Source organism: Bradyrhizobium sp. AZCC 2262 (assembly GCF_036924535.1).
Lineage (GTDB): Bacteria > Pseudomonadota > Alphaproteobacteria > Rhizobiales > Xanthobacteraceae > Bradyrhizobium.
This window is the reverse complement of the sequence record NZ_JAZHRT010000001.1, coordinates 5,359,039-5,372,085: the sequence shown is the minus strand read 5'-3', so window position 1 is coordinate 5,372,085 and position 13,047 is coordinate 5,359,039. Positions and strand designations below refer to the sequence as shown.

General features: G+C 63.6%; 11 protein-coding genes. 6 read left to right on the top strand and 5 right to left on the bottom strand.

Features of this window, described 5'->3' with window-relative positions:
* Nucleotides 1-138: 138 nt before the first annotated feature.
* Together V1283_RS25290 and V1283_RS25285 are read right to left on the bottom strand one after the other, a co-directional pair.
* Nucleotides 139-363 carry a hypothetical protein gene (locus V1283_RS25290; RefSeq protein WP_334389229.1) on the bottom strand — a complete coding sequence of 75 codons (225 nt, stop codon included), beginning with the start codon at nt 361-363 and terminating at the stop codon, nt 139-141.
* A 330-nt stretch (nt 364-693) separates the two neighbouring features.
* Entirely contained in the window at nt 694-1,080 is a 387-nt protein-coding gene (locus V1283_RS25285) for an ester cyclase (protein ID WP_334393167.1), read from the bottom strand.
* A 112-nt stretch (nt 1,081-1,192) separates the two neighbouring features.
* Here V1283_RS25285 and V1283_RS25280 point away from each other — a divergent pair, with 112 nt between their 5' ends.
* The gene (locus V1283_RS25280; RefSeq protein ID WP_334385105.1) at nt 1,193-2,356 is read left to right on the top strand and encodes an IS110 family transposase; all 1,164 of its coding nucleotides are present in this window, start codon (nt 1,193-1,195) and stop codon (nt 2,354-2,356) included.
* Between the two features lie 438 nt (nt 2,357-2,794).
* Here the strand turns inward: V1283_RS25280 and V1283_RS25275 are convergent, their stop codons facing one another.
* The 3 genes from V1283_RS25275 to V1283_RS25265 form a co-directional block, all read right to left on the bottom strand.
* Nucleotides 2,795-3,595, bottom strand: coding sequence for an SDR family NAD(P)-dependent oxidoreductase (locus tag V1283_RS25275; RefSeq protein WP_334389228.1), 801 nt, complete (start codon nt 3,593-3,595; stop codon nt 2,795-2,797).
* A 1-nt stretch (nt 3,596) separates the two neighbouring features.
* Complete coding sequence (locus V1283_RS25270) at nt 3,597-4,151, bottom strand: carboxymuconolactone decarboxylase family protein (RefSeq protein WP_334389227.1); 555 nt, start codon at nt 4,149-4,151, stop codon at nt 3,597-3,599.
* Nucleotides 4,152-4,250: 99 nt separating this feature from the next.
* Nucleotides 4,251-5,192, bottom strand: coding sequence for a hypothetical protein (locus V1283_RS25265; protein WP_334389226.1), 942 nt, complete (start codon nt 5,190-5,192; stop codon nt 4,251-4,253).
* 195 nt (nt 5,193-5,387) lie between these two features.
* On the opposite strand from V1283_RS25265, the gene V1283_RS25260 reads away from it, so the two are divergent.
* The 5 genes from V1283_RS25260 (at nt 5,388) to V1283_RS25240 (ending at nt 13,033) form a co-directional block, all read left to right on the top strand.
* On the top strand, nt 5,388-8,861 hold the full coding sequence (locus V1283_RS25260) for an indolepyruvate ferredoxin oxidoreductase family protein (RefSeq protein ID WP_334389225.1): 3,474 nt from the start codon (nt 5,388-5,390) through the stop codon (nt 8,859-8,861).
* Nucleotides 8,862-9,007: 146 nt separating this feature from the next.
* A complete protein-coding gene (locus V1283_RS25255) occupies nt 9,008-9,406 on the top strand; it encodes a hypothetical protein (RefSeq protein ID WP_334389224.1) in 399 nt (132 codons plus the stop codon).
* A 307-nt stretch (nt 9,407-9,713) separates the two neighbouring features.
* On the top strand, nt 9,714-11,300 hold the full coding sequence (locus V1283_RS25250) for an alkaline phosphatase D family protein (protein WP_334389223.1): 1,587 nt from the start codon (nt 9,714-9,716) through the stop codon (nt 11,298-11,300).
* A 195-nt stretch (nt 11,301-11,495) separates the two neighbouring features.
* Complete coding sequence (locus V1283_RS25245) at nt 11,496-11,936, top strand: GlcG/HbpS family heme-binding protein (protein ID WP_334389222.1); 441 nt, start codon at nt 11,496-11,498, stop codon at nt 11,934-11,936.
* An 80-nt stretch (nt 11,937-12,016) separates the two neighbouring features.
* The gene (locus V1283_RS25240; protein WP_334389220.1) at nt 12,017-13,033 is read left to right on the top strand and encodes a Gfo/Idh/MocA family protein; all 1,017 of its coding nucleotides are present in this window, start codon (nt 12,017-12,019) and stop codon (nt 13,031-13,033) included.
* Nucleotides 13,034-13,047 lie beyond the last annotated feature (14 nt).

Here is a 13,047-nt window from a genome sequence, read left to right as displayed (position 1 = left end):
TTCCGCAACGCTCGGACCGGCGATGGCGGTCTCGCCATCCGGAACCCTAGTTGCCACTCAGTCGATGTAACTGCGATATGTCAGGGAATCAGGTGCGGTCAATCCTGAATTTATGCTGCAGGTGCGCAATGCCGCGAATCAGGCCGCCAGATCCTGCAACAGCAGCGACGAGCCGCGAATCAGCACCTTGCGTCCCTTCGCGGTGATGGCGGGCGTGTCACCGTTCATGGCGGCGAGTTCGAGCGCGATCAGGCCGTCGATCGTGTGGCGGCTCATGCGCGGCAGCTTTGATGCCGGCGTCCGCAACGCTTTCAAGGTTTCCCACTGGGACGGCGTCAGGTCGTAGTCGAATTCTTCGTTCATGGTGCCTCGGCATTCTTGCAGCGCGTGCCACAATTCTTGTGGTGCCTCATAGCGACCGCACGTGAAATTGGTGCGACTGCAACGAGTCGGTATTTCGACAAGCGACGATGCGGCTTGTCACATCATCGTGTCACTGGAATCGATTGAATGTGTCGAATCACACAGATGGCCGAATAAAAAACGCCGGCGCAAAATTGCGTGAACAGGGGCGGGTCAAAAAGACCGCCCAATCGCCGCAACCCTTAAGAGAAAGTTACTAATCAAAGGTAAACGGCGGGCATCAGGAACACGCCTTCCTCGCGCCGGCGGAGCGCGTGACCATATTGGCCGCTAAAGCTGGGCTTCGATGGCCGCCTTGTCTATCACCGACCAAACTTCGCGAATCTTGTCGTTCCGAAACTCGTAGAAAACATTCTCGGTGAATGAAACTCTCTTCCCGCCGACCTGGAGGCCAAGAAAGCTTCCCTTCGGCGTGCAGTCGAAGCTTAGCCGGCTGGCAATATAGGGTGGATCGGCAATCAGCATCTGGATGTTGAAATGAAGGTCGGGAATTTCATCAAAGTCTCGCTCCAGCATTTCGAGATAGCCTGACAAGCCGATCCGCCGGCCGTTGTGGACCACGTCGTGATGAACGAACTCGCCCAGCATCGGCCAGTCCTGCTTGTTCAGGCAGGCAATGTAGTTTCGATAGAGGTCGGAAAGGTCGGCTTTGGTCACGGAAATGCGCTGCCTTTCTTGCGCGGGTGTAGCCGCCGTAGATTCCATGGGGCGGTGAGCGTGCCCTTTCCGGTAGGTTTGGGTTTCCACACTCGAACCATCGGAGAGCCAGATGCAAGCATCGACCGTAGACACGCCCACCGCCGGGCATTGTGGCACGATTTTCGTTGCGATTGAACTGAGCCAGAAGAGCTGGCTGGTAACGCTGCACAGTCCGGACAAAGGCAAGATGTCGCGTCACAAGCTGGAGGGCGGCGATCATGCTGCGCTGCTGGCGCTGATCGGTCAGGTTCGGGAGCGGGCGGCCCGGGCGCTGGGAGCCGTTCCGGCGGTGGTGAGCTGCTACGAAGCGGGCTACGACGGGTTCTGGCTGCATCGGCTTCTGCTGGCTGCCGGGATCACGAACTACGTGTTTGACCCTGCGAGCATAGCGGTGGATCAGCGGGCACGGCGGGTGAAGACCGACCGGATCGATGGCGAGAAGATGCTACGGACGCTGATGGCGTATCTGCGCGGTGAGCCGCAGGTGGTGCGGATCGTGCGGGCACCTGCGCCGGAGCAAGAGGACGCCCGCCGCACCAGCCGTGAACGCGGCCGGCTGATCAAGGAGCAAACCGCGCACACCACCCGGATCAAGGCGCTGCTGCGATTGTTGGGCATGGCGGTGGGGAACCCGCGCCGGCGTGACTGGCTGAGCTGGCTTTCGGCGCAGCGGGATTGGCAGGGCCAGGCGGTGCCGCCACGGATGCTGGCGGAGATCAGGCACGAGCACGCACGGCTGATGCTGGTGCGCGAACGGCTCGAGGAACTCGCACAGGCGTCGGCTCAAGCGGATCCGGCACCTGCGGCGGCGCAGATGACCGAGCGCAGCGAACTGTTGCTCCGGCTCAAATGCCTCGGTCCGGCGTTCGCGACGACGCTGACCAGCGAGGTGTTCTACAAGGACTTTCGTAATCGGCGTGAGGTCGCGAGCTATTTCGGGCTGACGCCCAGTCCATGGCAGAGCGGCGGGACCGACCGCGACCAGGGCATCAGCAAGGCGGGCAATCCACGCGCCCGCTGCGCCGCGATCGAACTGGCCTGGCTGTGGCTGCGGCATCAGCCGGAGAGTGCGCTCACCCGATGGTTCCGCAGCCGCACCCACAACAATGCCAGCAAGCGCAACAAGCGCATCGCCATCGTGGCCTTGGCGCGCAAGCTGATGGTGGCGCTCTGGCGCTACCTCACAACCGGCATGGTTCCCGAAGGAGCCGTGCTCAAGGCCGCGAAGGCGTAAACGTTTCAAGCAACGCGTCAGCGTCGCGGCGTCGGCCGCGGTCAGCGCGGAATGGATGATGACCGTGCCACCCTTGGGCCAAATCAACAGGCCGCTTCGTAGATGGGTCTCATCCTCATGGCTTCCTCGCCGCATGCATGCGGAATGTGGGTACCGGGCTGCAAAACGCCCGACCGGATATGAGGTGATGCAGTGAGATGCTGCATAAATCGCCGGAAGCCAGTTCCTGAGCGCACCGACCGCGGCGGCACGCTGCGCTACGCATGGCTCCGCGCGCCGCCGCTCCACCGAATGCAAAAAATCACATCCAAGCCCCGGTCGGGATGCTTGACTCAAAAGCCCTCATATGAGGGTGGGCAAAGCGACGCGTCCCACCATTTTGACCGGAATGCGCGATGGTGGGCACGGCGCGAAGTGCGCCTTTGCCCACCCTGCGATCTATCCCCGCCGCACGCTCGATCCGCCATCGACCGGCAACGTCACGCCGGTAATGAAACTCGCTTCGTCGGACGCGAGAAACAGCGCGGCGTTGGCGACGTCCCAGCCGGTGCCCATCTTGTGGCGCAGCGGAACTTTGGCGTCGCGCTCGGCCTCGACTTCGGCGCGGCTCTTCCCCCATTCGCGCGCGCGGGTGTCGACCGCCATCGGCGTGTTCATCAGCCCGGGCAGGATGACGTTGGCGCGGATGCCGTATTGCGCGTTCTGATAGGCGAGCTGTTCGGTGAAGGCGATCATCGCCGACTTGGTCGCCTTGTAGGCCACATAGGGGTAGGTGGTGATCGCGGCCATCGACGAGATGTTGATGATCGCGCCACTTTTCTGCGCCCGCATGATCGGGATCACGTGCTTGGCGGCCAGCACGCAGCTCTTCAGGTTGATCGCCACGCAGCGGTCGAACGCTTCCTCCGATATGTCGAGCAGCTCGGCGTCGCCGCCGGACAGGCTGACGCCGACATTGTTGTGCAGGATGTCGACGCGGCCCCAGCGGGCATGCGCATCCTCTACCATCGCCTTGAGGTCGGTATTTTTGGTGACGTCGGCCTTGAATGCCGCCGCGGTGCCTTCCTTGGCGGCGATCATGTCGACGGTCTCCTGGGCAGAGGCCAGATTGTGGTCGACACACAACACCTTGGCGCCTTCGCGCGCAAAGGTCAGGGCGGTGGCGCGGCCGTTGCCGATGCCTTCCCCGGGGCTCTGTCCGGCGCCGACGACGATGGCGACACGATCTTTCAGGCGCATCTCATTCCACTCCCGGGATCGGGTACTGTTGCAGTACCTCTTTGTAATGGGGTTCGTTGTCGATCTTCATCGTCGCCAGCACGCGGACCACGGCGCAGTAGAAGGCGATGGTGAGCACGAGGTCGACCATGTGCTCGTCGGAGAGTTTTTGCTTGATCTCAGAGAACGTTGCCTCCGACATCGCAAGCTCCCGCACCATCTCGCGGGCGCCACGGAGGATTGCCTTCGCCAGCGGCTCGAGCATTGAGGGCTTGCCCTCGGTCTCGGCCATCAGGGCGGCGATATCGTCGTCGGTGACCCCGAACTCCTTGCCGATCCTCACGTGGTGAGTGAACTCGTACTCTGACTTTTCCATCCAGCCGACCTGGAGGATCGCGAGTTCGCGCAGGCGCGGATCGAGCTTGCTCTTGAAGCGGATGAAGCCGCCGACGCCGTTGAAGGCGCGCGCCATGTCGGGCGAGTTCACCAGCAGCTTGTGCAGGTTCGTGTTGCGCTTGAGCATGTCGCGGTATTCGGGGGCGACCTGGTCGGCTTCGAGATAGGGCAGGCGGGCCATTTTATTGTTGTCCTTGTTGGCGATAGCGGATCGGGCTCACACTTTTAATTTGACGCGTTTTGCTGACGCGAACCGGTCTCCACTTCGCTGGAAAACGCTTTAGCCGTAGAGCGCTTTGTGCTCCCGCTCGTAGTTGGCGTAGGAATCCTTGATGCTCGCAAGGTTCAGCAGCATGGTCGCGACCGGCGTGTTGTCGGCCCCGAATACCGTCGTGCGCATCCACACGCTTTCGGTGCGGCGGCTGCCGCTCAGCGCAACGACTTCGCGTTCGGTGACGTAGCTTTCGCCTGCGAATAGCGGCCCGCGCAGCAGGCGGATTTCCTGATCGGCGAACAGCCCGACAGCAGGCCCGCGCACCGGCAGCTTGTCCTCGCGGGCGCGGTACTGAAACAGCACGCTCAGCATCTCCACGGGGATGATCGCTCGTCCCCAGGGATTGAGCTCCTGCGAATAGTACGCTGAGGGTTCGGTGATCACCTTCAGCTTCTCCGCCAGCGAAAACGGATAGAGGTCGCCCATGTGCTGGTCGAAATCCATTCTGACCGTCTGGCGGGATGTCTTCATGCCAACCTTGAGGTCGGCCAGAATGACGGGATCGGCGAGCGGTTTCAGTTCGCCAAGCCGCCGGGAAAGCGCCGTGTCCGCCACATCGCCGACCGACGCCGTGCCGCGCAAAATCTCCGTGCCGTCGCGCTTGGTCATGCCGATCGCGCAGATGGTCTGGCCCGGCTTCGGCTTTTCGATATTGGCCTGCACCTCCTCGCCCTCGAAGGCGGGGTTGCGGTAGTGGGCCGAAAGGCATCCGGTCTCAAACCAGGCCTGGCCCCAGATGCGCTCGCACAATGGCGCGAACTGGCTGAAATGGGTCGGGCCCTCGATGGTGCCGCCCTGAAAGCCGAGCTTTTGCGCGGTCGCATCGTCGTGGATCGAGGCGTGGGAGTCGTAGACCTGCGCGTGAAGCATCTGCTTCGGGCTGCGCCATGGCCCCACCAGCAGATTGCCGCTCTCCAATATCTCGGTCCTGAACGCCGGCTCTGTCATCCCTGGTGTCTCCCTTTACTCCCCAGCGTTTCAAAGAAGGCGGTTTTCGGCAAGAGGCGGGCTGATCCCTGAGGCAAGCGAGATATGTCCTGTCGCCATGAGTTCACGCTGGGCACGCATAGCAAAACCGGTGCATTCTGTTCGCAATTAGACCGGTTCAAATAACCGGCGGAACGTGCGACGGGGAGCGGAAGAATGGCGTTGATGGAAGTTGGGCTGGACGACAAATATCGTCTGGATGCGAAGCGCATATTCCTCTCCGGTACGCAGGCGCTGGTCCGACTTCCCATGTTGCAGCGCGAACGTGACCGCGCGCAGGGGCTTAACACCGCGGGCTTCATCTCCGGCTACCGCGGCTCGCCGCTCGGCATGTACGACCACGCGCTGTGGCGCGCCAAAACCTTCCTCAAGCAACATGACATCGAGTTCGCACCCGGTCTCAACGAGGACCTGGCGGCCACCGCCGTGTGGGGCAGCCAGCAGGTCGGCATGTTCCCCGGCGCCAAGGTCGATGGCGTATTCGGTATCTGGTATGGCAAGGGCCCCGGCGTCGACCGCTCCATGGACGCGCTCAAGCACGCCAACTCCGCCGGCACCTCGCCGAATGGCGGCGTGATCGCGCTGGCCGGCGACGACCATGGCTGCCAGTCCTCGACGCTGGCCCATCAGAGCGAGCAGGTGTTCGCGGCGGCGCTGATGCCGGTGGTCAATCCGGCCACGCTGCAGGATTATCTCGATCTCGGCATTTTGGGCTTTGCGCTGTCGCGCTACTCGAGTTGCTGGGTTGGCTTCAAGGCGATTTCCGAAACGGTTGAAAGCTCGGCCTCGATCGTCAGCGATCCCGACCGCATCAAGATCATCATGCCCGATGATTTCGAAATGCCGCCGGGCGGACTTTCGATCCGCTGGCCGGATGCGCCGCTGGAGCAGGAGCGGCGGCTGCACGGCCCGAAGATGCAGGCGGTGGCGGCGTTCACGCGCGCCAACCGCTTCGACCGCATCGTGCTGGATTCGAAAGCCGCGCGGCTCGGCATCATGGCGACCGGCAAGGCCTATCTGGATCTGCGGCAGGCGCTGGCCGATCTCGGCATTACTGATGCCGAGGCGCAGGCGCTGGGATTGCGCATCTACAAGGTCGCGCTGACCTGGCCGCTGGAGGAATCCGGGGCAAAGGCGTTCGCCGAAGGCTTGCAGGACGTGCTCGTGGTCGAGGAGAAGCGCGGCTTCATCGAGGACCAACTCCTTCGTATTCTCTATAATGTCGATGCCTCGAAGCGGCCGTCGGTGGTGGGCAAGCGCGACGAGACCGGCGCCACGCTGCTGCCGAGCGAGGGCGAACTGACCCCAACCATGGTGGCGGCGGCCGTCGTGGCGCGGCTGCGCAGGCTGGGACATCGCAGCCCGGCGCTGGAGCAGCGCCTCGCAAAGCTCGAAGCGTTTGACCGGCCGGCGGAGGGCGTTGGCGCCGCAAAGCTGCAGCGCACGCCGTATTTCTGTTCGGGCTGCCCGCACAACACCTCGACCAAGATTCCCGAGGGCAGCCGCGCCATGGCCGGCATCGGCTGTCACGGCATGGCGCTGTCGGTGCCGAACCGCCGCACGCAGACCATCTCGCATATGGGCGCGGAAGGCGTTACCTGGATCGGGCAGGCGCCGTTCACCAGCGAACCGCACGTGTTTCAGAATCTCGGCGACGGCACCTATACCCATTCCGGCTTGCTGGCGATCCGCGCGGCGGCGGCTTCCGGCGTCAACATCACCTACAAGATCCTCTACAATGACGCGGTGGCGATGACCGGTGGCCAGCCGGCGGAAGGCGGGCTGACCGTCTCGCAGATCGCGCACCAGGTTTCGGCGGAAGGCGCAAAACGCCTTGCCATCGTCTCCGACGATCCCGAGAAATACCCCAGCAATTACTTCCCATCAGGCGCGACTGTTCATCACCGCCGCGAACTCGACGCGGTGCAGAGGGAACTGCGCGAGGTCAGGGGTCTCACGGTCCTGATCTACGACCAGACCTGTGCGGCGGAAAAGCGCCGCCGCCGCAAGCGCGGGCTCTATCCGGATCCGGCGAAGCGCGTCTTCATCAACGAGCGCGTCTGCGAGGGTTGCGGCGACTGCTCGGCTGTTTCGAACTGCGTCTCGGTGCAGCCGCTGGAAACCGAGTTCGGCCGCAAGCGGCGGATCGACCAGTCGAACTGCAACAAGGACTTTTCCTGCATCGAGGGCTTTTGCCCGAGTTTTGTCACCGTGCATGGCGGCAAGCAGAGGAAGGCCGATCGCACGGCGGCCGACCCGTCGGCGCTGTTCGCCGACCTGCCGCTGCCGGCGACGCCTGCGCTCGACGGCGCCTACAACATCCTCGTCACCGGGATCGGCGGCACCGGCGTCATCACCATCGGCGCACTGCTCGGCATGGCCGCCCATGTCGACGGCAAGGCCTGCTCGACGCTCGACTTCACCGGCCTGTCGCAGAAGAACGGCGCGGTCATGAGCCACGTCCGCATCGCGCCCGAGGCGGACGATCTCGCCACCGTCCGCATTGCGCCGGGCGGAGCCAACCTCATTCTCGGTTGCGACATCGTGGTCGCTACCAGCATTCCGGCGCTGAGCCGGGCCGAACGCGGCGTCACGCGCGCGATCGTCAATGCCGACCTGTTGCCGACCGCGAGTTTTGTCATCAATCCCGACATCGACTTTGAGGCGGGGACGATGCGCGACTCGCTCAATGGCGCCGTCAGCGCCTCCGATCTGGATATTCTGGATGCCACCGGGCTTGCCACCGCGCTGATGGGCGACAGCATCGCCACCAACGCCTTCATGCTCGGTTTTGCGTTCCAGCGCGGCGCGATTCCGCTATCGCTGGAGGCGATCATGAAGGCGATCGACCTCAACGGTGCGGCGATCGAGATGAACAAGCTGGCGTTCTCCTGGGGCCGGCTTGCCGCGCACGATCTGCAGCGCGTCGTCAGTGCCGCGCGCTTCAAGAGTTCCGGTGCGGCGCCGGTGAAGCGGACGCTCGACGAGAGCATCGCGTTCCGCGCAAAATTCCTGACGGACTATCAGAACGAGACCTATTCGAAGCGCTACCTGGCGGAAGTCGAGTGCGTTCGCGCGGCCGAAGCCAAGGGCTCGCCCGGTTCGCATGATCTCACCGAGGCCTTTGCAAAGGGCCTGTTCAAGCTGATGGCCTACAAGGACGAGTACGAAGTCGCCCGGCTTTACTCGGACGGCGAGTTTGCGAAAGCGCTGAAGGAACAATTCGACGGCGACCCGGGTGTGAAAGTCAGTCTCGCGCCGCCATTGCTGGCGCCGCGCGACAAGGTGACCGGGCATCTGCGCAAACGCGAGTTCGGTTCCTGGATTTTTCGCGCCTTCGAACTGCTGACGCGGTTCAAGTTCCTGCGCGGAACGTCGTTCGATCCGTTCGGCTACACGGCCGAGCGCCGGATGGAACGGGCATTGCCCGGCGAGTATTCCGCGATGATTTTCCGCCATCTCGACAAGGCGAAGCCGCAGGACTGGCCGCGTCTGGTAGCGCTGGCGAAGTGCGCGGAACTCGTTCGCGGCTACGGCCACGTCAAGGAAGCCAATGTCGCGAAGTTCCGCGGAGAATGCGCGCGCCTGGAAGCCGCGATCGGCCAGCCGGTGGCGCAGGCGGCAGAGTAGGGGCGGTTCACCCGGCGTGTGAACTTTTCCACAGCCGTGATCGCTCACCAGTGGCCTTGTGGCCGGGAACGGCTGGAATTGTCCGGCCGATTTCCTACATACTGGGTTGCAGCTTCACCTTTTGGTTGATTTCAGGAGGCCCAGCGATGGTCCTGAAAACCGCTATTGCGTCAGCACTTTGCACGGGGCTCCTGACGTGGGGCGGCGCCGCGCTGGCCGACGAATATCGCGCCGACGAGTTCCTTGGCCTCGATCTTTCCCAGGCTGTGCTCTCGCCGAAGCGGCTCGGCCCGGAGACGCAATTCGCCCCGGTCCGGATCGAGGCGAGAACCGATCGCAGGCCGGTGAAAACGGAACGCGTGGTGGTGTCGAAGGAAGCCGCGCCCAAGCCGCAAATTGCGCAGGAGCGCGTCGAGAAGCCGCGCGCCACCGCCCGCACCAGGCTGGCGCGGCGTCACAGCAACCCGCTCGACGCGCAGGCGCGCGACACGCGCATCCAGACCTGGCCGTGCAAGTCCGGCGCCATCTGCGGCTGGCAGCGGTAGTGCTCGCGATGCGCGACAACCATCAACCCTCATGGTGAGGAGGCGCGAAGCGCCGTCTCGAACCACGAGGCCCCGCTGGTGCCATTCATCCTTCGAGACGGCGCTTTCGCGCCTCCTCAGGATGAGGTCTGACAGGGTTAGCTGAAGGCGTAACCCACCGCTTTGATCTCCTCGCGGAAACACTTTGATGGGTTTCGCTGCGCTCTACCCATCCTACCATTCCACGTCATCCACCTGTCGTAAAAGCTTCAGCCGCGAGTCAAATACAACGGGCACACCTTCGTCGTGATTCGACGAGGGTGCTTCGATGCCGATTGCGATACGCGCCGAGCAAGGCTTGAACCGGCGTCAATTGCTGGTCCGCTCCGCCGCAACATGCGCCATTGCCGGTCTGGGCAGCCTCGCCAGACCCTATCTCAGCCGGGCCGCGGATCGTCCGCTGATCGCCAGCGGCATCCAGTCAGGCGACGTCTCGGCCGATTCCGCGGTGATCTGGGCGCGGGCAGATCGCGCCGCTCGCATGCAGGTCGAATGTTCTGTTGTCGAGAGCTTCAAGACCATCCTTCGCTCGGCCACCGCCGACGCGTTGCCGGACAGCGACTTCGTCTCAAAAGTTCTGCTCGACGGCCTGCCGGCAGGGCAGGACATTTTCTATCGCGTGCGCTTCGACGATATCAGCGAGAGCGGCATCGAAGGCGAGATGCAGGTCGGGCATTTTCGTACCGCGCCCACCGCGCGGAGCCATGTTTCGTTCGTGTGGTCTGGCGATACTGCGGGCCAGGGCTGGGGCATCGATACGTCGCGCGGCGGGATGCGTACCTACCGGACCATGCTCGACAATCGTCCGGACTTCTTCATCCATTCCGGCGATCACATCTATGCCGATTGTCCGGTGGAACGTGAACTGAAGCTGCCCAACGGCGAGGTCTGGCGCAACATCGTCACCGAACAGAAATCCGTGGTGGCGCACAGCCTCGAACAGTTCCGCGCCAACTACAAATACAACCTGCTCGACGACAATCTGCGCGCCTTCAACGCCGAGGTGCCGATGTTCGCGCAGTGGGACGATCATGAGGTCACCAACGACTGGGCGCCGATCGGCACCGCCGACGAAACCGGCTATGCCGAGGACGGCAGCTCGCTTCTGGTGGCGCGGGCGCGCCGCGCGTTCCACGAATTCATGCCGATGCGCGCGACGTCCGCCCACGGCGGCCGCATCTATCGCAAGATCGCCTATGGCCCGCTGCTCGACGTCTTCATGATCGACATGCGCAGCTACCGCGATTCCACCTTTAACAAGCGCGACGACCAGAGCGAGACCTGCATCCTCGGTGCTACCCAACTGGCGTGGCTGAAGCGCGAGCTGGTGGCTTCGGACGCGACCTGGAAAGTGATCGCCGCCGACATGCCGATCGGCCTCTTCAGCGAGGATGGCATTGCGCTCGGCGACGGCCCGCCGGAGCGGCGCGAGCATGAGATCGCCGGTCTGCTGTCATTCATGAAGCGCGCCGGCATCCGCAACACGGTGTGGCTGACCGCCGACATGCACTACACGGCCGCGCATCATTATGATCCGAACCGTGCGGTCTATCAGGATTTCGAACCGTTCTGGGAGTTCGTCTCCGGCCCGCTGCATGCAGGCACCTGGGCGCCGGCCCCGCTCGACAACACGTTCGGGCCGAAAGCGATGTTCCAGAAGGGCTGCAGCGCGGAGCAGGGCGAAAATCTCGCCCCCTGTTTCGGCCTGCAGTTTTTCGGCCGCGTCGACATCGACGGCAAGACCGAAGTGATGACCGTGACGCTAAAGGACGTCGACAACCGCGACCTCTGGTCGGTCGATATCGAGCCCCGTCCGGACGCGCGGCCCGGCCAGATCATGGCGCAGCACATCTGACGCGGTCCGATCGGGAGACCGTCGGCACGGATCCCCTGGTAACTCTTCCATCTTCGCGCCTCATAGTTTGGCTAGGCTCCGCCGCCTTGCCGAGACATGCGGTGCAAAATCGCAGCCGGAAGTTGCGTATTATTTCTTGAACGAGGCGTTGCGGTGACGCACAATTCGCCTGTCCCTCCCGACTGGAGCGCTGCCATGTTTGTCGCCGACAGCAAACGCCTGACGCATCAGGGCGCGAAAAAGATCATGGCGACGGCGGTGGAATTGGCCGATCAGGCCAACATCGCGATCTCCTGTGCCATCGTCGATGCCGGTGGGCATGTCATCCTGATCGAACGAATGGACGGCGGCCGCTTCCACACCGTGCACTCCTGCACCACCAAGGCGGTTTGCGCCGCGTCAAACCGGCGCCCGACCACGGCCAAAGGCGCGGCCGGCCAGGATCTCGACGTCAGCCATGCAATCGGACTTGCGCTCGCGGCAGGACCGGAACGGTGGACGGCCATGGAAGGCGGCGTGCCGGTGCTGGTGGACCGCGAATGTATCGGCGGCGTCGGCGTGAGCGGCGGCGATTGGGAGACCGATTTGCGGATCGCCAAGATGGCGGTCGAATCGATCGGCGCGAATTGGGAATGACATCGCAGGACAGAAGCCCAGCCGATCAACTTGGGAAAGGATAACGTCTTGGGAGGAGAAATCTTGGGGAGGGCAAAGTGGTGAGTGCCGACCCGCTCCGCGTGGCTTGTATCGGGATGGGATGGTGGTCTGACGTTCTGGCGGATGCGATCCAGCGCTCGGACAAGCTCGAGATCCGCAGCTGCTACACCCGCTCCGATGAAAAGCGCCAAAATTTCGCGGCAAAATACCGTTGCCGGCCGGCCTCGAGCTACGAGGCGATGCTGGCCGATGCCGAGATCGAGGCGATCATCAACACCACGCCGAACGACGTGCATCTGGCGACGACCTGCGCGGCCGCTGCCGCCGGCAAGCACGTCTTTCTCGACAAGCCGATCGCCAACAGCATCGCGGACGGCCGCGCCATCACCGAGGCCTGTCGGAAGGCCGGCGTGGTCCTGGCGCTCGGCTATCAGCGGCGGCGCGAGAGCCATTTCCGTTACGTCCGGCAGCAGATCGACGCCGGCCGGTTCGGCAAGCTCGTCAACGCGGAGGCGAACATCAGCCGCGATCGCCTCGGCAAGGTCGATCTCACCTCCTGGCGCTACCAGGCCGCGGGCATGCCGGGCGGCGTGATGCTGCAGATCGGAATCCACTATGCCGACGTGCTCGCATACCTGATCGGGCCGATCCATGCGGTCCGCGCGCAGTCGGCGCAACTGGTGCTGCCCGGCGACAATCCGGATGTCGCGAGCCTGATCCTGGAGCATGAGAACGGTGCGCTGTCGACGCTGAACGCAAGCTACGCCTCGGCGTCCGAATACTACCTGATGAATGTCTACGGCAAGGACATGACGGCATTCTACGATCTGCACAATGGGCTCAGGCTGCTCAAGCGCGGTGAAAGCCAGCCCGTCGCGGTGCCCTGCACGAATAACGATACGCTGGTCGAGGAGCTCGAGGAGTTTGCCGCGGCGGCGCGCGGGCAGGGCCAGCACGAGGTCGGGGGCGAGGAGGCGACGCGATCGCTCGCCGTTGTGCGCGCCGGCATTCTCTCGGCGCGCGAGAGCCGTGCGGTCGAGGTCGCGGAAATATTGAACGGCGACGGAAAATTGTGACGGCGCGGCAGCAG